This window comes from Halorhodospira sp. 9628 (genome assembly GCF_022228075.1).
In the GTDB taxonomy this organism is placed as follows: domain Bacteria; phylum Pseudomonadota; class Gammaproteobacteria; order Nitrococcales; family Halorhodospiraceae; genus Halorhodospira; species Halorhodospira halophila_A.
Genome location: NZ_JAJNRF010000007.1, coordinates 119,987 through 138,060 on the forward strand (window position 1 = coordinate 119,987; position 18,074 = coordinate 138,060).

At 70.3% G+C, this 18,074-nt stretch carries 15 protein-coding genes and 2 tRNA genes; 8 read left to right on the forward strand and 9 right to left on the reverse strand.

The features are described from left to right. Window positions 1-2: 2 nt before the first annotated feature. From LRG10_RS08940 to nth, 4 genes are read left to right on the forward strand one after another with little or no spacing between them, the layout of a single operon-like run. Window positions 3-974, forward strand: a complete 972-nt coding sequence (locus LRG10_RS08940; protein ID WP_238635188.1) for an RnfABCDGE type electron transport complex subunit D — start codon at window positions 3-5, stop codon at window positions 972-974. Next, window positions 971-1,645 (forward strand): RnfABCDGE type electron transport complex subunit G, encoded by a 675-nt coding sequence (locus tag LRG10_RS08945; protein WP_238635189.1) that lies wholly within the window; start codon window positions 971-973, stop codon window positions 1,643-1,645. Before LRG10_RS08940 ends, LRG10_RS08945 begins: the two co-directional genes overlap by 4 nt. Beyond that, window positions 1,642-2,286 carry an electron transport complex subunit E gene (locus LRG10_RS08950; RefSeq protein WP_201169045.1) on the forward strand — a complete coding sequence of 215 codons (645 nt, stop codon included), beginning with the start codon at window positions 1,642-1,644 and terminating at the stop codon, window positions 2,284-2,286. Before LRG10_RS08945 ends, LRG10_RS08950 begins: the two co-directional genes overlap by 4 nt. After that, window positions 2,276-2,917 carry an endonuclease III gene (nth, locus tag LRG10_RS08955; protein WP_238635190.1) on the forward strand — a complete coding sequence of 214 codons (642 nt, stop codon included), beginning with the start codon at window positions 2,276-2,278 and terminating at the stop codon, window positions 2,915-2,917. Before LRG10_RS08950 ends, nth begins: the two co-directional genes overlap by 11 nt. Before the next feature lie 109 nt (window positions 2,918-3,026). Here the strand turns inward: nth and LRG10_RS08960 are convergent, their stop codons facing one another. From LRG10_RS08960 to pyrC, 6 genes are all read right to left on the reverse strand, one after another. Beyond that, window positions 3,027-4,238 carry an argininosuccinate synthase gene (locus LRG10_RS08960; RefSeq protein ID WP_238635191.1) on the reverse strand — a complete coding sequence of 404 codons (1,212 nt, stop codon included), beginning with the start codon at window positions 4,236-4,238 and terminating at the stop codon, window positions 3,027-3,029. Between the two features lie 41 nt (window positions 4,239-4,279). Next, a complete protein-coding gene (gene argF / locus LRG10_RS08965) occupies window positions 4,280-5,209 on the reverse strand; it encodes an ornithine carbamoyltransferase (RefSeq protein WP_238635192.1) in 930 nt (309 codons plus the stop codon). A 29-nt stretch (window positions 5,210-5,238) separates the two neighbouring features. Further along, a complete protein-coding gene (locus LRG10_RS08970; RefSeq protein ID WP_201169055.1) occupies window positions 5,239-6,408 on the reverse strand; it encodes an aspartate aminotransferase family protein in 1,170 nt (389 codons plus the stop codon). Window positions 6,409-6,543: 135 nt separating this feature from the next. Continuing rightward, entirely contained in the window at window positions 6,544-7,227 is a 684-nt protein-coding gene (gene rnt / locus LRG10_RS08975; RefSeq protein WP_201242796.1) for a ribonuclease T, read from the reverse strand. A 69-nt stretch (window positions 7,228-7,296) separates the two neighbouring features. After that, window positions 7,297-7,632 (reverse strand): Grx4 family monothiol glutaredoxin, encoded by a 336-nt coding sequence (gene grxD, locus LRG10_RS08980; protein WP_201169058.1) that lies wholly within the window; start codon window positions 7,630-7,632, stop codon window positions 7,297-7,299. A gap of 102 nt (window positions 7,633-7,734) precedes the next feature. Further along, a complete protein-coding gene (gene pyrC, locus LRG10_RS08985) occupies window positions 7,735-8,772 on the reverse strand; it encodes a dihydroorotase (protein ID WP_201169060.1) in 1,038 nt (345 codons plus the stop codon). A 95-nt stretch (window positions 8,773-8,867) separates the two neighbouring features. On the opposite strand from pyrC, the gene LRG10_RS08990 reads away from it, so the two are divergent. From LRG10_RS08990 to LRG10_RS09000, 3 genes are all read left to right on the forward strand, one after another. Beyond that, window positions 8,868-8,943: transfer RNA gene (locus LRG10_RS08990), tRNA-Ala, on the forward strand. Window positions 8,944-9,369: 426 nt separating this feature from the next. Continuing rightward, window positions 9,370-10,737, forward strand: coding sequence for a sigma-54 dependent transcriptional regulator (locus LRG10_RS08995; RefSeq protein WP_201169062.1), 1,368 nt, complete (start codon window positions 9,370-9,372; stop codon window positions 10,735-10,737). Beyond that, window positions 10,734-11,786, forward strand: a complete 1,053-nt coding sequence (locus LRG10_RS09000) for a hypothetical protein (protein ID WP_238635193.1) — start codon at window positions 10,734-10,736, stop codon at window positions 11,784-11,786. The genes LRG10_RS08995 and LRG10_RS09000 overlap by 4 nt, the downstream gene beginning before the upstream one ends. A gap of 18 nt (window positions 11,787-11,804) precedes the next feature. On the opposite strand, the gene LRG10_RS09005 is transcribed toward LRG10_RS09000, so the two are convergent. The 3 genes from LRG10_RS09005 to LRG10_RS09015 form a co-directional block, all read right to left on the reverse strand. Beyond that, entirely contained in the window at window positions 11,805-15,443 is a 3,639-nt protein-coding gene (locus LRG10_RS09005; RefSeq protein ID WP_238635194.1) for a hydantoinase B/oxoprolinase family protein, read from the reverse strand. Between the two features lie 111 nt (window positions 15,444-15,554). Next, window positions 15,555-15,631: transfer RNA gene (locus LRG10_RS09010), tRNA-Arg, on the reverse strand. Window positions 15,632-15,666: 35 nt separating this feature from the next. Then, window positions 15,667-16,272: a DedA family protein gene (locus LRG10_RS09015; protein WP_238635195.1), complete on the reverse strand. Its 606-nt coding sequence runs from the start codon at window positions 16,270-16,272 to the stop codon at window positions 15,667-15,669. Between the two features lie 405 nt (window positions 16,273-16,677). Between LRG10_RS09015 and LRG10_RS09020 the strand changes: the two genes are divergently transcribed. Next, complete coding sequence (locus LRG10_RS09020) at window positions 16,678-17,946, forward strand: hypothetical protein (RefSeq protein ID WP_238635196.1); 1,269 nt, start codon at window positions 16,678-16,680, stop codon at window positions 17,944-17,946. The last annotated feature ends 128 nt before the right edge of the window (window positions 17,947-18,074 follow it).

The following is an 18,074-nucleotide window of genomic DNA, read 5'->3' on the forward strand; positions in this document are numbered from 1 at the left end:
GCTTGGCGGCACCCACAACGCCCAGGATCATGGGGCTGGTCCTGCTCGCCCTGTTGCCGGGGGCCGGCGTGCTGGTCTGGCTCTTCGGCGTCGGTGTCCTGCTGAACATCGGCGCGGCACTCACCGCCGGTGTGGCCGCCGAGGCTCTGGTATTGCGCCTGCGTGGCCGCCCGGTGGGTCCGGCGCTGGCCGACGGCAGCACGCCGCTGGCGGCGCTGATCATCGGCATCGCCCTGCCGCCGCTGCTGCCCTTCTGGATCCCGGCGCTGGCCGGCGCCCTGGCGGTGCTGCTGGGCAAACAGGTCTACGGCGGACTGGGCCAGAACATCTTCAACCCGGCCATGGTCGGCTACCTGGCGGTGGTCCTCGCCTTCCCGCAGGCGGTGAGCCTGTGGCCGGCGCCGGAGCCCGGCCTGGGCGCGGCGATCCCCGCCGCAGAGGCCCTGCAGTACTTCCTTACCGGCGGCCTGGCGCCGATCACCGACGCCATGACCCACGCCACGCCGCTGGACCGGCTGGCCACCGAGGGCTTTGCCGCCCTGCCCGGCGACGGCGGGCTGCTCGGGCAGACCCAGGCCGCCGGGGCCTGGCTGTGGCTCGGCGGCGCCTTCCTGCTCGGCGGCGCCTTCCTGCTAACGCTGCGCATCATCGACTGGCGCCTGCCGCTGGGCGTGCTTGCCGGCACCGCTGCCACCGCCGCGCTCCTGCAGCTCGGCGACGGCGCCCCGGTGCTCTTCCATCTGCTCTCCGGGGCGACGCTGCTGGTGGCCTTTTTCATCGCCACGGACCCGGTCAGCGCCCCGCGCGAGCCCACGGCGCGGCTGATCTACGCGGCGCTGATCGGCGTGGTGGCGTTGGTCATCCGTGAGCTCGGCGGTCATCCGGACGGCTTCGCCTTCGCCGTGCTGATGCTCAACGCCACCGCACCGCTGCTCGACTACGTGGTACGCCGCAGCGCTGGGGAGGCGGCATGACGCTACCGGTGAGCCTGCGCGCCGGGGGCATCCTGGCCCTGTTCGTGGGCATCGGTCTGGCTGCGGTGGCACTGGTCCACGAGCAGACCCGCGAGCAGATCGCCACCGCCGAGCGCCAGGTGGTGCTCGATCGCCTGGCCGCGGTGCTGCCCGACGGCCACGACAACGCCCCGGAAGAGCAGGTCTACGAGCGCCCCAACCCGCTGGATCACGCCACGCCGCTGCGCATCTACCCCGCCTACGCCGACGACACGTACCTGGGCGCGGCGGTCGAGGTGGAAACGCCGGAGGGCTACGCCGGCACCATCCGCCTGCTTGTGGGCATCGACGCCGACGGCGAGATCATCGGCGTGCGCACCGTGGCCCACCGCGAGACACCGGGGCTTGGGGACGCCATCGAGACGGCACGCAGCGACTGGATCCACGGCTTCGACAACCGGGCCCTGGGCGAGCCGCCGGAGGCGGACTGGCGCGTGCGCCAGGACGGCGGGGCGTTCGACGGCATCACCGGGGCGACCATCACCGCCCGGGCGGTGATCGACGCCGTGCGCGCGGTGCTGATCGACCACGCCGCCGAACCGGAGGCCTACCGCGGTGAAGCCCACGCCGAGGACGCCACCGCCATCGACCCCGAAGCCGACGACCACAGCGACGAGGGGCCCACCGGATGAGCGAGACACCGACGACCCGCAGCATCTTCCGCGACGGCCTGTGGGGCAACAACGCCGCCCTGGTCCAGCTCCTTGGCCTCTGCCCGCTGCTGGCGGTGACCACCACCGCCGTGGCCGGGCTGGGCCTGGGCATCGCCACGCTGCTGGTGGTCACCGCCTCGAGCGTGGTGGTCTCGCTGATCCGCAACATCGTCCCGCAGGATGTGCGCATCCCGGTGTTCATCCTGGTCATCGCCGCCTTCGTCACCATCGTCGAGCTGGTGGTGGCGGCGTGGCTCCACGACCTCTACCGCACCCTGGGGCTGTTCCTGCCGCTGATCGTCACCAACTGCGCCATCCTCGCCCGCGCCGAGGCGTTCGCCTCGCGGCAGCCGGTGGGCCCGGCGGCGCTGGATGGGATCGCGACCGGCACCGGCTTCGCCGCCGTGCTGATCGTCCTCGGCGCCCTGCGCGAGCTCATCGGCCGCGGCACCCTGCTCGACGGCGCCGAGCAGCTCTTCGGCCCGGCCGCCGCCGGCTGGACGGTGGAACTGGTCGACGGCGACGTCTTCCTGCTCGCCATCCTGCCGCCCGGGGCGTTCATCGGCCTGGCCCTGCTGCTGGCGATCAAGAACCGCATCGACGACCGCCATGGACGCTGAGCAGCGCTACGAGCTCTACCGGCGGCTGAGCGAAGCGCTGCCCGAGCCGCAGACGGAGCTGCTCTACGAGACCCCCTTCGAGCTGCTGGTGGCGGTCTCGCTCTCGGCGCAGAGCACCGATGAGAGCGTCAACCGCGCCACCCGGGCCCTCTTCCCGGTGGCCAACACCCCCCATGCGATGCTGGAGCTGGGCGAGGACGGGCTCAAGCCGTACATCCAGCATATCGGCCTCTACAACAACAAGGCGCGCAACATCATCGCCGCCAGCCGGCAGCTGATCGAGCACCACGGCGGCGCGGTCCCCCGCGAGCGCGCCGCCCTCGAGGCGCTACCCGGCGTCGGGCGCAAGACGGCCAACGTCATCCTCAACGTCGCCTTCGGCGAGCCGACCATCGCCGTGGATACGCACATCTTCCGCGTCGCCAACCGCACCGGGCTGGCGCCGGGGAAGAACGTACGCAAGGTGGAGGAAGGGCTGGAGGCGGTGACGCCGGAGCCGTTCCGGCTCCACGCCCACCACTGGCTGATCCTGCACGGGCGCTACACCTGCACCGCTCGCCGCCCCCGCTGCGGGGCGTGCGTTATCGCCGATCTGTGCAGCTTCCCGGAGAAGGCCCCGGAGCGGACCTGAGGGCCGGGGCGCCGATGCGCCCCGGTCGATTCCCTCACGCGCCGCCCCGCCAGGCAGCGGGCACCGCCGCCGGCGGCCCACCGGCAGCGACTGCCCTGCCCGACCGGGGTCAGCCGCGGCGTTTGGCGCCGAGGCGCAGACGCAGGGCGTTGAGGCGGATGAAGCCCTCGGCGTCCTTCTGGTCGTAGGCCCCGGCGTCGTCCTCGAAGGTGGCCACCGACGCGTCGAAGAGGCTCTGCGGGGACTGGCGGCCGACGACGATGACGTTGCCCTTGTAGAGCTTCAGGCGCACGGTGCCCTCGACCACCTGCTGGGTCTGGTCGATCATCGCCTGCAGCGCCTCGCGCTCCGGGGCGAACCAGTAGCCGTTGTAGACCAGCTCGGCGTAGCGCGGCATCAGCTCGTCCTTGAGGTGGGCGGCGTCGCGATCGAGGGTGATCGACTCCATGGCGCGGTGGGCGCGCAGGAGGATGGTCCCGCCCGGGGTCTCATAGCAGCCGCGCGACTTCATGCCCACGTAACGGTTCTCGACGATGTCGATCCGGCCGATGCCGTGGCGGGCGCCGAGGTCATTGAGCCGGCCGAGCAGCGCCGCCGGCGAGAGGCGCTCGCCGTCGATGGCCACCGGATCGCCGCCGGCGAACTCGATATCCACGTACTGCGGCTCATCCGGCGCCGCTTCCGGGGCGGTGGTCCACAGCCACATGCGCTCCTCGGCCTCGGTCCAGGTGTCCTCCAGGACCCCGCCCTCGTAGGAGATGTGCAGCAGGTTGGCGTCCATGGAGTACGGCGCGCCGCCCTCCTCGCGCTTGCCCTCGATGTCGATGCCGTGGCGCTCGGCGTACTGCAACAGCCGCTCGCGGGAGTTGAGGTCCCACTCGCGCCACGGGGCGATGACCTTGATCCCCGGCTCCAGGCCGTAGTAACCGAGCTCGAAGCGGACCTGGTCGTTGCCCTTGCCGGTGGCGCCATGGGCGACGGCGTCCGCACCGGTCTCACGGGCGATCTCCACCTGCCGCTTGGCGATCAGCGGCCGGGCGATGGAGGTGCCGAGCAGGTACTCGCCCTCGTAGACGGCGTTGGCGCGGAACATCGGGAAGACGAAATCGCGGGCGAACTCCTCGCGCAGATCGTCGACGTAGATCTCGCGGATCCCGAACGCCTCTGCCTTGCGCCGGGCGGGCTCGAGCTCTTCACCCTGGCCGAGATCGGCGGTGAACGTCACCACCTCGCAGCCGTAGGTCTCCTCGAGCCACTTGAGGATCACGGAGGTATCGAGACCGCCGGAGTAGGCAAGTACGACCTTCTTGACGTCCGACATGGGAGGCTCCTGGGCAGTATTCAGTGGTTGGCGTTCAGGGTTCAGTCTGCAGGGTGCAGCGGACCGTTTTCAGGCGGCAGCATCAGGAATTCCAGCAGCGCCTTCTGCGCGTGGAGGCGGTTCTCGGCTTCGTCCCAGACGACGCTCTGCGGCCCCTCGAGCACGGCGGCCTCCACCTCCTCGCCGCGGTGCGCGGGCAGGCAGTGCATGAACAGCGCCTCGGGGCCGGCGCACTCCATCAGCGACTCGGTCACGCAGAAGCCGCGGAAGGCCTCCTCGCGGGCGGCCTGCTCGCTCTCCTGGCCCATGCTCGCCCAGACATCGGTGGTCACCAGATCGGCCCCCTCGGCGGCGGCGTAGGCGTCGTCGAAGAGCTGCACCCGCTCGCCGCCGAGCGCCAGGATATCCGCTTCCGGGCGGTAGCCGGGCGGCGCGGCGATATGCAGGTCGAAGCCGAGCAGTCCGGCGGCCTCGATCCAACTGTGGCACATGTTGTTGCCGTCGCCGATCCACGCCACGCGCCGATCGGTGATCGGCCCGCGGTGCTCGGTGAAGGTCTGCAGGTCGGCGAGCAGCTGGCACGGGTGGCACAGATCCGAGAGGCCGTTGATCACCGGCGCGGCCGAGTACGCGGCGAAGCGCTCCAGCATATCGTGGCCGAAGGTGCGGATCATCACCGCATCGACCATGCGCGAGATCACCCGCGCCGTGTCCTCCACCGGCTCGCCGCGGCCGAGTTGGGTATCCCGCGGCGACAGGAACAGCGCGTGGCCGCCGAGCTGGGCCATGCCCGCCTCGAAGGAGACCCGCGTGCGGGTGGAAGACTTCTCGAAGACCATCCCCAGCACGCGGCCCTGCAGGGGCTGGTGCAGCTGCCCGGCGCGGTGCATGTCGCGCAGCTCCGTGGCCCGGCGCAGCAGCTGGTGGATCTCATCGGCGGAGCAGTCACGCAGGGTGAGGAAGTGGCGCATCAAAGACGCCCTCCGTGGTTCGGTTCAGGTCAGGCGCCGGCCAGGTGGCGGCGCACCAGGTCGGCGACGCCGTCGGCGAGCTGGCCGATCTCGTCGTCGTCCAGGATCAGCGGCGGCACCAGACGGACCACGTTGCCGGCGGTGACGTTGATCAGCAGCCCCGCGTCGAGGGCCCGGCGCGGCAGCGCACTGGCATCGCCGGCAAGCTCGATGCCGGTCATCAGGCCGCGACCGCGGATCTCGCGGACCCCCTCCACCCCGGCCAGCTTCTCGGACAGGCGGGCGCGCAGCGCCTCGCCGGCGCGCTCGGCCGCCGCCGGCACGTCCTCGCGCTCAAGGGTGTCGAGCACCGCCAGCGCCGCACGGGCGGCCAGCGGATTGCCACCGTAGGTGGTGCCGTGGCTGCCCGGGCCAAGGGTCCCGGCGCACCCGGCCGCGGCCAGGCAGGCGCCGATGGGCAGCCCGTTGCCCAGGGCCTTGGCCAGGATCAGCACATCCGGACGGATGCCGGCCTGCTCGAAGGCGAACAGCGTCCCGGTGCGCCCCATGCCCGTCTGCACTTCATCGAGCATCAGCAGCCAGCCGCGCTCGTCGCAGATCCGCCGCAGCCGCGCCAGGTAATCCGCCGGCGGGATCCGCACCCCGCCCTCGCCCTGGATCGGCTCCACCAGCACGGCACACACGGCGTCGTCGTCGATGGCCGCCACGGCGTCGGCGTCGCCGTAGGGCACGCGCCGGAACCCCTCGGGCAGCGGCGCGAAGCCCTCGTGGGCGGCGGGATTGCCGGTGGCCGCCAGCGCCCCCAGGGTCCGCCCGTGGAAGGCGCCGTCGGCGACCACGATCTGCGGTGCCCCCACCCCCAGCGCGGCCGCGTGGCGGCGGGCGAGCTTGATGGCCGCCTCGTTGGCCTCCGCGCCGGAGTTGCAGAAGAACGCCGCGCTCATCCCGGCGGCGGCGCACAGGCGCTCGGCCAGGCGCTCCTGCAGCGGCACCCGGTAGAGGTTCGAGGTGTGCACCAGGGTCTGCGCCTGCTCGGCCACCACACGGGCGATGGCCGGATGGCTGTGGCCCAGCCCGCAAACGGCGATGCCGGCCACCCCATCGAGGTAGGCGTGGCCCTGCTCGTCGTAGAGCCACGCCCCCTCACCCCGGGCGAAGGCAACGGGCAGGCGATTGTAGGTCGGGATCAGGGCTTCCATGGGCGGTCTCATACACGCGGCAACCGACTCCGGGAGCCGGGCAAAAACGCCTAAATTAACCGCCGGCTGAAACCGGCGCAAGCACCGCAACCCCTTGGATTCACGGTCCGGAGGTGTCGGGACCGCCGAGGGGACTTAGAAGCTCGATGGCCGACCGCAGTGCTCGTCCCAGCGGTTGACGATGGCGCAGAAGAGTTCGGCGGTCTTCTCGGCGTCGTAGATGGCCGAGTGGGCCTCCTTGGCGTCCCACTCGATCCCCGCCGCCTTCACCGCCTTGGCCAGCACCGTCTGCCCGTAGGCGAGCCCGCCCAGCGTGGCGGTGTCGAAGCTCGAGAAGGGATGAAAGGGGTTGCGCTTGAAGTTGGTCCGCGTCACCGCGGCATTGAGGAAGGCCAGGTCGAAGAAGGCGTTGTGGCCGACCAGCACCGCCCGGTTGCAGCCGGTGTTGCGCAGCTCCTGGCGAACCGGGTTGAACACCTTGCCCAGGGCATCCCGCTCGGGCACCGCCATGCGCAGCGGATGCTCCGGGTCGATGCCGTTGAGCTCCAGCGCCTTGGGGTCGATGCGCGCGCCCTCGAACGGCTGGACGTGGCAGGTGTGCGTCTCCGCCGGATAGAGCCGGCCGCTCTGCTCATCGGCACGCAGGATCACCGCGGCGATCTGCAGCAGCGCATCGGTCTCCGCCTGCAGCCCGCCCGTCTCCACGTCCACCACCACCGGCAGGAAGGCCCGGAAGCGGGTACGCAGCGGCGGGATCTCGGTGCTCTGGATACGCCTTGGGTCGTCCGACGACGTCTGCGGGGCGTTGTGCTCGCTCATGGGGCTGCCGTAACTGGGTGAAGGTGCCGCATGCTACGGCGCCCCGTGCCCGCGAGCAAGCCGCCGCCGTCAGCCGCTGGCGCCGGCCCCGGCGGCCTCGACCATCTGCTGGAGCTCGCCGGAGTCGAACATCTCCATGATGATGTCACAGCCGCCGACCAGCTCCCCGTCGATGTAGAGCTGCGGGATGGTCGGCCAGTCGCCGTAGTCCTTGATGCCCTGACGGATGCGCTCATCCTGGAGCACGTCCACGTAGGCGAACTCCCGCCCGCAGCCGGCCAGCGCCTGGGCCGCCCGCTGCGAGAAGCCGCACATGGGCTGATCCGGGCTGCCCTTCATGTACAGCAGGATCGGGTTCTCCGTCACCTGACGGGCAATGGTCTGCTGAACCGTCTCGTCGCTCATGGTGTCTCCATCCTCTGCGGCAGGTCCGCGGCGCCGACCGAACTCGGCCACCGCCTGGCGGGCATCGTAAAACGGGTCCCGGGCAGGCTCATCCCACCCACCCTAGGGTTGGCGCAGGCGCCAGGTCAGGGTCTCGCCGGCGCGCAGCGGCACCACCGGCTCGTCGCCGCCGGGGTAGCTTTGCGGCACCTCCAGCGGGGCCCGCTCCAGGGTCACCGTCTCCTGGTTGACCGGCAATCCGTAGAAGGCCGGGCCGTTGCGCCCGGCAAAGTCCGCCAGCCGCTCCAGCGCCCCGGCCGCCTCGAAGGCCTCCGCGTAAAGCGACAGCGCGATGGGCGCGGTGTAGCAGCCGGCACAGCCGCAGGCCGACTCCTTCGCGCCCTGCGGATGGGGGGCGGAGTCGGTGCCCAGAAAGACCCGTGGATGCCCCGAGGTGGCCGCCTCGAGCAGCGCCTCGCGGTCGGCCTCGCGCTTGAGGATCGGCATGCAGTAGTAGTGCGGCTTGAGCCCGCCGACGAGCAGGTCATTGCGGTTGTAGAGCAGGTGCTGCGGCGTAAAGGTCCCGGCCAGGCGGGGATCGTCGCCGGTGACCAGCTCGGCGCCCTCGGCGGTGGTCACGTGCTCGAGGACCACCTTCAGCCGCGGGTGTCGATCGAGCAGCGGCTGCAGGACATCATCGATGAAGGCGGTCTCGCGCTCGAAGATATCGAGCTCCGGCCCGGTCCGCTCGCCGTGGATAAGCAGCGGCAGCCCGTGCTCCTCCATGGCCGCCAGGGCGTCGTAGCAGAGCAGCAGATCGGTAACGCCGGCATCGGAGTGCGTGGTGGCTCCGGCCGGGTAGAGCTTGACGGCGTGCACGAAGCCGCTGGCCGACGCCCGGGCGATCTCCTCGGGCAGGGTGTTGTCGGTGAGATAGAGCGTCATCAGCGGCTCGAAGGTCGCGCCCGCCGGCAGCGCACCGAGGATGCGCTGCCGATAGGCCGCCGCCTGCTCCACCGTGGTCACCGGCGGCTGCAGGTTGGGCATGATGATCGCGCGCGAGAAGACCGCCGCGGCCTGGGGGGCCACGGCCTGCATGAGGGCACCGTCACGCAGATGCAGGTGCCAGTCGTCGGGGCGGGGCAGGGTCAGGGTATCCATGCCGGGGAGTTTCCAAGGGCCGCCGGCCGGTTGCAAGGGGCCGCCCGGGGGTTTTGTGCCGCGCCAGCGCATGGTAAAGTGCGCAACTGATCGATGGGGCCGTAGCTCAGTTGGGAGAGCGCGACATTCGCATTGTCGAGGTCAGGGGTTCGACTCCCCTCGGCTCCACCATCCCTCCCCAAACTCCTATTCTCCTGCCTCGTACGGCATCTCCGGGAAAAGCCCTGGCATGAGCCGCGGCGCCAGCCGCACCGGAAAAGCGAGGTAGAGCGGTGCGCGGCTGCTTTTGGCCCGGTTCGCCGCGATCTTCTGCCGCCTTGATGGCCGCTTCCTTGTCCGCCTCTCCTTTGTCCATAAGACCCACATTATCAGCGTGTTAGAAAAACGACAGCATAGGATTGGCCGGTTTTCTGGCCGGTTTTCCGGCCGATTCCTTGGGATGATGCAACCCGGGCGCTGTCGGCGGTCTTAACACCGCATCGCCGAAGCGGCTGCCCCCTCTATAAAAAACCTCTCTGATCAAATACCTGGCGCGATGGCATGGATTCTGCTTCGCGGTGTGTCCATCCTGAACCACCTGCCAGGAGAGACAACCGCATGGGAGCACCGACCCTCGCCCGCGCCGCCGCGGGTCTGCGCAGCGTCCTGAGCGTCACCCCCGGCACCCCCGCCCAACCCGTGCGCCCGAGCGCCGAGCCGCCGGGCTGGTCCCTGACCCGTGTCGAGGACTGGGCAACCATCGAGCGGCTGCTCACCGCCGACCACCCGCCGGTGGGGCTGATGCGGGTGGTCGCCGACAATATCGACGCCTGCCAGCGCTTTCTCGCCGGAGGCAGCGGCGTGGAGTGGATCGCCCTCTGCGATCCGCCCGACGGGCAGAGCCACGATGCGCTGGAAGACCTGCTGGCCACCGCCTTCTTCGACTTCCACACCCTCCCCGCGGACCCCGACCGGCTTGCGGCCGTTCTCGGCCACGCCGCCGGCATGGGGCAACTGCGCCGCCACACCCGGGCTCGTCAGGCGGAGCTGACCGCCGATACCGGCGGCATCCTCGGCGACAGCCCCGGCATCCAGGCTTTGCGCCGGGACCTGGCCAAGGTGGCGCGCTGCCCGGCCACGGTGCTCATCCACGGCGAGAGCGGCTCGGGCAAGGAGCTGGCCGCCCAGGCCATCCACCACGCCTCATCCCGTGCCGCCGGCCCCTTCGTGGCGGTCAACTGCGGCGCCATCCCAACCAATCTGGTCCAGTCGGAACTCTTCGGCCATGAGCGCGGCGCGTTCACCGGGGCACAGCAGCGCCGCTGCGGGCACCTGGAGCGGGCCCAGGGCGGCACCATCCTCCTCGATGAGGTCGGCGAGCTGACCCTGGAGCACCAGGTCAATCTGCTGCGTGTGCTCGAGGAGCGGGCAGTGACCCGGGTCGGGGGCACCGAGCGCGTGCCGCTGGACGTGCGCGTCGTCGCCGCCACCCACGTGGACCTGGCCGCCGCCGTGGAGGCCGGGCGTTTTCGCGAGGATCTTTACTACCGGCTCAACGTGCTGCGCATCGACATCCCGCCCCTGCGCGAACGGGGCGACGACATCGAGCGCCTGGCCCACGTCTTCCTGGAGCGCTTTCGCAGCGCCTACCTCAGCCCGGTGCGCGGCTTCACCGGCCCGGCGCTGGGGGCGCTGCGCCGGCACAGCTGGCCGGGCAACGTGCGCGAGCTGATCAACCGCATCCAGCGCGCCGTGGCCATGGGCCACCGCCCCCTGCTCACCCCCGGCGATCTTGGCCTGGAGGCCCGGCAGGGGCCGATCCGCCAGGTCGAGACCCTGGACGACGCCCGCGCTCGGGCGGAACGGGCGGCGATCCTCGGCGCCCTGGCCCGCTGCGAGCGCAATGTCTCACGGGCGGCCCGCGAGCTGGGCATCTCGCGGGTGACGCTCTATCGCATCATGCACCGCCTGGGGCTGCAGCCATGAGCCGGCGGCGGCGCTGGACCGGCGCCACCCTGGCCGCGCTGCTGGCCACCGCGCCGCTGCTGGCCATCGCCGACACCCCGGAGGCGGTGGGCGCCCCGCCCCCGCCCCAGGAGACCGCCGGCGGGCTGCAGCAACGCACCATCCTCTCGCCGCAGGGTTCGTTCACCGCGGAGCCTTCGCTGAGCTACTCGCAGTCCACCTCGACCCTGGTGGCGATCGACGGCGTCACCATCCTGCCGGCCATCGCCGTGGGACTGATCTCGGTGCGCCAGACCCAGCGCGAGAGCCTCACCGCCGCGCTGGGCCTGCGCTACGGGCTCACCGACCGGCTGGAGGTGGAGACACGCATCCCCTACGTCTACCGCGAGGAGAAGGTGCGCGAGCGCGAGGTGCTCCAGGCGAGCGATACCGCGGGTGTGGTCGAGTCCACCGGCTACGGCCTGGGCGACGTGGAGGCCTCCCTGCGCTATCAGCTCAGCAGCGGCCGCGGTGACGGGGTGATCTTCACCGGCGGCCTGCGGATGAAGAGCCGTACCGGCCGGGACCCGTTCGAGGTGGAGACCACCGAGATCCCGCTCGACGACAGCGACGGCGATGGACCCAACGTCTCCATCTACACCGAACAGCCCACCGGCAGCGGCTTCTATGCCGTCCAGCCCAGCCTCAACTGGGTCTACCCCTCCGAGCCGGCGGTGCTCTACGGCAGCCTGAGCTACCTCTACAACGTCCCCCGCACCGTCACCCTGCGCAGCGGCGATCGCGTACGCATCGAGCCGGGCAGCGCCATCGGGGTGAGCTTCGGCATGGGCCTGTCGCTCAACGACCGCACCTCGCTGAGCCTCGGCTACGACCACACGACGGTGCAGCGCACGCGTACCGACGTGCAAAACCCCGATCCGGAGTTTGGCCGTTTCCAAGTGGGCTCGCTGCTGCTTGGCGCCTCGCACCGGCTCGGCCCGCGCAGCAGCCTGGGGCTTTCCGTGGGCGTAGGGGTGACCGAGCAGGCTCCGGATGTGCAGGTCACCCTGCGCCTGCCGGTGCGCTTCTAGGCAGCCCGGGGGCGGCGCTCAGCCGCCCCCGTAGCCGCCGCCACCGGGGGTCTCGATGACGATCCGATCCCCCGCGGCGAGCTCCCGGGTGGCGGTACCCGGAAGCTCCTCGACGCCGCCGTCGCTGCGCTCGATGGCATTGCGCCCGCACGCCGCATCCCCGCCCCCGGCCAGCCCGAAGGGCGGCACCCGGCGCCGGTTCATCAGCGTGACCACCGTCATCGGCTCGAGGAAGCACAGCCGCCGGATCACCCCCGCCCCGCCGGGATACGTCCCGGCACCGCCGCTGCCGTGGCGGATGGCAAAACACTCGACGCGCACCGGGTAGCGCCACTCCAGCACCTCCGGGTCGGTCAGCCGCGAGTTGGTCATGTGCGTATGCACCGCCGAGCTGCCGGCGAACCCCGGCCCGGCCCCGGCACCGCCGCAAAGGGTCTCGTAGTACTGGTGGCGCTGGTTGCCGAAGGTCAGGTTGTTCATGGTGCCCTGGCTGGCGGCCATCGCCCCCAGCGCCCCGTAGAGGGCATCGGTGACGGCCTGGGAGGTCTCCACGTTGCCGGCGACCACGGCCGCCGGATGGCGCGGGTTGAGCATCGAGCCCTCCGGCACGGCGATCTCCAGCGGCTGCAGGCAGCCGTCGTTGAGCGGGATGTCGTCATCGACCAGCGTGCGGAAGACGTAGAGCGTCGCCGCCCGGGTGATGGCCAGCGGCGCATTGAAATTGCTTGGCAGCTGCTCCGATGTCCCGGCGAAATCGATGCGCGCCCGGCGGGCGGCGTGATCCGGGCGCACCGCCACGCGGATCCGTGCCCCGCTGTCCATCTCGACGTTGAAATCACCGTCGCTGAGCCCATCGATGACCCGGCGCACGTGCTCGGCGGCGTTCTCCTGGACGAACCCCATGTAGGCCTGGACCACCGGCAGGCCGAACTGCTCGACCATGCGCCGCAGTTCGGCCACGCCCTTCTCGTTGGCGGCGATCTGCGCCTTCAGATCGGCGATGTTCTGCGCCACGTTGCGCGCCGGATACGGCCCGGCGCCCATCGCCGCGGTGAACGCCTCCTCCAGAAAGCGCCCCTCGGCGACCACCTGCAGGTCGTTGATGAGCACCCCCTCCTCGCTCACGCAGGTGGAGTCCGCCGGCATCGACCCCGGCGTGCGGCCGCCCACATCGGCGTGGTGGCCGCGGCTGGCGCAGAAAAAGAGCAGCTCCTCGCCATCCTCGGAGAAGACCGGCGTCACCGCCGTGAGATCCGGCAGGTGCGTGCCGCCGTGGTACGGGTCGTTGAGCAGATAGCAATCCCCGGGACGCATGCTCGCGCCACGGGCGCGCAGGATGGCGCGCACCGACTCCGACATCGAGCCGAGGTGGACCGGGATGTGCGGCGCGTTGGCCACCAGGTTCGCCTCGGCGTCGAAGAGCGCGCAGGAGAAGTCGAGCCGCTCCTTGATGTTCACCGACTGCGCCGTGCCGGCGAGCGTCGTGCCCATCTGCTCGGCGACGGAGCGGAACAGGTTGTTGAACACCTCCAGCAGCACCGGATCGGGGCGGCGGGTGTCGACCTGCGGCGCCTGCGCCGGCGTCCCGCCCCCCACGGTCACCGCGCGGCGCAGGATCAGGTGATCGCAGGCGGTGACCTCGCCCTGCCAGCCGGCATCGATCACCGTGGTGGCATTCTCCTCTTGGAGGATCGCCGGCCCCGGGATGCGCATCCCCGGCACCAGGTCGGCGCGGGCGTAGACCGGCTGCTCGGTGATCCGCTGGCCGTCCCAGGCCTGCACCCGGGCCAGTGGCTGCGGCGGGTCCGCCGGTGACGGCGCCTCATCCTCCGGGGCCTCCACGGCCGCCGCGCGGTGGATCGCCTCGACGCTGAGCGCCTCGATCACCCGCGGGCGGTCTTCCAGGACGAAGCCAAACCGCTGCCGGTGCGCGCGGGCGAAGGCCTCGTCCAGGGCGGCCACATCCGCACCACCGGGGACCACCAGCGCGGTGTCGGTGCCGGCGTAGCGCACATGGGCCTGCACGTGCACCATCGCCGCATCGGCGGCCAGCCCCTGCTCGGCCAGCTCGGCCCGCGCCTCGGCGGTGAGCTCGTCGATGACGCGCTCAAGCAGCGGCGCGCTGGCCGGCTCCAGCGGCGCCTCCACGCTGCGCTGGGCCATGGCGGTGATATCGGCCAGGCCCATGCCGTAGGCCGAGAGCACCCCCGCCAGCGGGTGGATGAACACGGTGCGGATGCCCAGGCAGTCGGCCACGGCGCAGGCGTGCTGACCGCCGGCACCGCCAAAGCAGTTGAGGGCGTAGCGGGTCACGTCGTGGCCGCGCTGCACGGAGATCCGCTTGATCGCCTGCGCCATGTTCTCCACGGCGATGCGCCGAAAGCCGGCGGCCACCGCCACCGGGTCGCGGGCGTCACCCGTCTCGGCGCGGATCCGCTCGGCAAGCTCGGCAAAGCCCTGGCGGACCCGGTCGGCATCCAGCGGCTGATCGGCGTCGGGGCCGAATAGGTGCGGGAAGAACGCCGGCCGGATGAGGCCGAGCAGGACGTTGCAGTCGGTGACCGTCAGCGGGCCGCCCCGGCGATAGGCCGCCGGCCCCGGATCGGCGCCGGCGGAGTCGGGCCCGACCCGGTATTTCATACCGTCGAAGTGGCAGATGGAGCCGCCGCCGGCGGCGACGGTGTGGATCTGCATCATCGGCGCGCGGATGCGGTTGCCGGCGATCTCGGTCTCGAAGGTGCGCTCGTAGGCGCCGTCGTAGTGGGCTACGTCGGTGGACGTCCCGCCCATGTCGAAGCTGATCAGCCGCTCGAAACCGGCCATCGCCGCCGTGCGCACCGCCCCGACGATGCCGCCGGCCGGACCCGAGAGGATGGCGTCCTTGCCCTGAAAGTGCGCGGCACTGGTCAACCCGCCGTTGGACTGCATGAACAGCAGCGGCACATCGCCGAGCTCCGCGGCCAGGCGGTCGACGTAGCGGCGCAGCACCGGCGAGAGGTAGGCATCCACCACGGCGGTGTCGCCGCGGCCGACGATCTTCATCACGGCGGCGGCCTGCGCACTGGTCGAGACCTGGGTAAAGCCCACCTCGCGGGCGATACGCGCCACCGCCTGCTCGTGCCCGGCATCCCGCCAAGCGTGCATGAGCACCACCGCCAGCGCCCGGTAGCCGGCGGCGTGGGCGGCGGCCAGGCGCTCGCGCACGCAGGCCTCATCCAGGGGGCGGACCACCGCGCCGTCGGCACCGAGGCGCTCGGGGACCTCCAGGACCTCCGAGTAAAGCATCTGCGGCAGGCGCACGCGGCGGTCGAAGAGATCCGGGCGGTGCTGATAGCCGATGCGCAGCTGATCGGCGAACCCCTCGGTGATGGCGAGCACGGTGGGCTCGCCGCGGTGCTCGAGCAGGGCGTTGGTCGCCACCGTGGTGCCCATGCGCACCGACTCGATCCGCTGGGCCGGGATCGGGGCGTCGGCGGGAAGACCGAGGATGGCGCGGATCCCGTGGAGGGCCGCATCGCTGTACTGCTCCGGGTTCTCGGATAGGAACTTGCGGGCGATCAGACGCCCATCGGGGGCCCGGGCGATGACATCGGTGAAGGTCCCGCCCCGATCGATCCAGAACTGCCAGCGCTCTCCCGCCGCATGGCCGTCCGTCATGGCCCACTCCCGCGTCCGAACACGACCGGGCATCTTCGCATAGAGCGCGGACGGGAGGCATCCGCGGGGCAGCGGACGGGGTGCAGGGCGCCGCCAGGCAATCGGCGAACGTGGCGCCCCGGGCAGGATTCGAACCTGCGACCTATCGCTTAGGAGGCGATTGCTCTATCCGACTGAGCTACCGGGGCCGGAGCCCAACTTGTACGCATCCACCCGCCACCGGTCAACCGGCACGGCGGTGGCGCAGTAGGACGTTGCGCAACCGATACAGCAGGAATGCGGCAACGGCGACCAGAAGCAATAGCGTAACCACGGTGCCATAGGTGCCCAGATAGGCCTCCACCCGCGCCCAGTTGGAGCCCGTAGCGTAACCGGCGGCCAGGAGCACCCCATTCCATACGGTCGTGCCGAGCAGGGTCAGCAGCAGGAACGGCGCCAGCCCCATGGGCAACAGCCCAGCGGGGATCGAGACCAGGCTGCGCACAGTGGGCACGAAGCGCCCGAAGAGCACGATCCACGCCCCGTGGCGACGGAAGATCGCGGTGGTCACCGCCAGGTCGCGCTCCTGGATCAGGTACCAGCGGCTGCCGCGCCGGACCCATGCGCGCACCCGCTCCCCGCCGATGGCGCGCACCACCAAGTAGATCAGCGTCGACCCTAGGGTCGCCCCAGCGCTGGCGGCAGCCAGGGCGGTCAGCGGATCGAGTTCCGCCCGGTAGACGGCGTAGCCGAGGAACGGCATCACCGCCTCGGGCGCCAGCACGATCATCACCGCGAAGATCCCCACCCAGCCCAGCAGCTCCACGGCCTCGACGATCAACTCCGGCATGCACCCTGCCTCCTCTGCGGTTGGACCTCCGACGCCCGGAGACGCGGGCCGATGCACAGCCTAACAGCCCGGCCCGGGTACCACCCGGGCAACCCCTGTAAGGGCGGGGCAACACCAACAGCATCCACGGCAAAGCGCCGCACTGCGCGGCCTCGGCACCGCCACCCTCGCCAAGCGTTACACCGGCGCAGCACTCGACCCCGCGCGACCACTCAGTCGCCGCGTCCGACCAACGCCACATCCCCTTTTTAAACAACATCTTAGGAACCTAGCGCGGAGTTGGCCCGGCAATTGCTTACATCAGGGTGCGGCGCCGCACGTCCCCCCAAGCGGCGCCTCCGCGGAGGCCCGGCCCCGACGGCCGGGCCCCGCGTTAACCACCAATGACCGAGAAGAGGGAACGACATGATCAAGCAGACGACGCTCGCCAGCACCCTGGTCCTGGCCATGGCCCTGAGCGGCAACGCGTGGGCCAACCCGCAAAACACCGTCGAAGGCGAGGAGAACGAGGTCAGCGCCTCCGTCAACGCCGACGCTGAGGGCAGCAGCGCCGCCGCCAGCGAGGGCTCGACGTCCAGCGTCGACAACAGCACCAAGGAGGGATCCTACAACACGGACAAGACCTACAGCTCGGAGCGGACTTACAACAAGGATGACAACTCCGACAACAGCCTGACCGACTCCCAGAACAGCTCGAGCAGCTCCGAGATGACCTGGAACAAGGACGACAACTCCGACCAAAGCACCAACGTGGCCGACTCGTACAACAGCGACAAGAACTACAGCTCGGAGCGCACCTACAACAAGGATGATAACTCCGACAACAGCACCAACCTGACCGACTCCCAGAACAGCTCGAGCAGCTCCGAGATGTCCTGGAACAAGGACGACAACTCCGACCGCAGCACCAACGTGGCCGACTCGCACAACGACAACTCGGACCGCAGCGACAACTCGGACCGCAGCTCGAGCGTGGCCGATTCGCACAACAGCGAGAAGAACTACAGCTCGGAGTTCACGTACAACAAGGATGACAATTCGGACAACAGCGTCGCGGATTCACACAACTCGGAGAAGAACTACAGCTCCGAGCGGACCTACAACAAGGACGACAACTCCGATAACAGCTCCAGCATCGCAGACTCGTACAACGACAACTCGGACCGCAGTGACAACTCGGATCGGAGCCTGACCGACTCCCAGAACGACAACTCCGATCGCAGCACGAGCGTTGCGGACTCCAACAACTCGGATAGCAGCATCAACGACTCGTTCAACAAGGACTCCAGCGATCACTCGGACAACAGCATCGCCGACTCGTACAACAGCGACGATAGCGACAACTCCGACAACAGCACCGCTGATTCCCACAACACCATGGACTCGCACAACACGATGAAGGACTCGCAGAACGAGATCACCGACTCGTTCAATCACTTCCTCGACATGGAAATGACCGTGGCCAGCTCCGAGCTGCGCGGCACGGTCAGCGGCAACACCCTGCGCATCGGCGGTGACGACGACGCCTGGCTGCACGTCAACAACCGCATGGCGGAAGGCTCGGTCTCCGGCAACGCGGGCATCACCCAGGTTTCTCAGAACGGTGGTGTCGGCAGCCTGATCCAGCAGAACGTCACCATGCAGGGCAACGTGCGCATCAACCCGGCTCAGTAAGGACACGACCGGCAACAAAAAGCCGGAACCGGGGCGGGCCCAACCCGCCCCGACCTCCCGGCAAGGACGTTTCGGCAAGGACAGGTGCGCCCCGCCGCGCCCGGGGGGGCGGCGGCGGGGGCGACGGG

Bases quoted from the DNA above. Each gene is read 5' to 3' on its own strand.
- LRG10_RS08945 (WP_238635189.1), top strand. From the start codon at position 971: ATGACGCTACCGGTGAGCCTGCGCGCCGGGGGCATCCTGGCCCTGTTC.
- LRG10_RS08950 (WP_201169045.1), top strand. From the start codon at position 1,642: ATGAGCGAGACACCGACGACCCGCAGCATCTTCCGCGACGGCCTGTGG.
- nth (WP_238635190.1), top strand. From the start codon at position 2,276: ATGGACGCTGAGCAGCGCTACGAGCTCTACCGGCGGCTGAGCGAAGCG.
- LRG10_RS08960 (WP_238635191.1), bottom strand. From the start codon at position 4,238: ATGTCGGACGTCAAGAAGGTCGTACTTGCCTACTCCGGCGGTCTCGAT.
- argF (WP_238635192.1), bottom strand. From the start codon at position 5,209: ATGCGCCACTTCCTCACCCTGCGTGACTGCTCCGCCGATGAGATCCAC.
- LRG10_RS08970 (WP_201169055.1), bottom strand. From the start codon at position 6,408: ATGGAAGCCCTGATCCCGACCTACAATCGCCTGCCCGTTGCCTTCGCC.
- rnt (WP_201242796.1), bottom strand. From the start codon at position 7,227: ATGAGCGAGCACAACGCCCCGCAGACGTCGTCGGACGACCCAAGGCGT.
- grxD (WP_201169058.1), bottom strand. From the start codon at position 7,632: ATGAGCGACGAGACGGTTCAGCAGACCATTGCCCGTCAGGTGACGGAG.
- pyrC (WP_201169060.1), bottom strand. From the start codon at position 8,772: ATGGATACCCTGACCCTGCCCCGCCCCGACGACTGGCACCTGCATCTG.
- LRG10_RS08995 (WP_201169062.1), top strand. From the start codon at position 9,370: ATGGGAGCACCGACCCTCGCCCGCGCCGCCGCGGGTCTGCGCAGCGTC.
- LRG10_RS09000 (WP_238635193.1), top strand. From the start codon at position 10,734: ATGAGCCGGCGGCGGCGCTGGACCGGCGCCACCCTGGCCGCGCTGCTG.
- LRG10_RS09005 (WP_238635194.1), bottom strand. From the start codon at position 15,443: ATGACGGACGGCCATGCGGCGGGAGAGCGCTGGCAGTTCTGGATCGAT.
- LRG10_RS09015 (WP_238635195.1), bottom strand. From the start codon at position 16,272: ATGCCGGAGTTGATCGTCGAGGCCGTGGAGCTGCTGGGCTGGGTGGGG.
- LRG10_RS09020 (WP_238635196.1), top strand. From the start codon at position 16,678: ATGATCAAGCAGACGACGCTCGCCAGCACCCTGGTCCTGGCCATGGCC.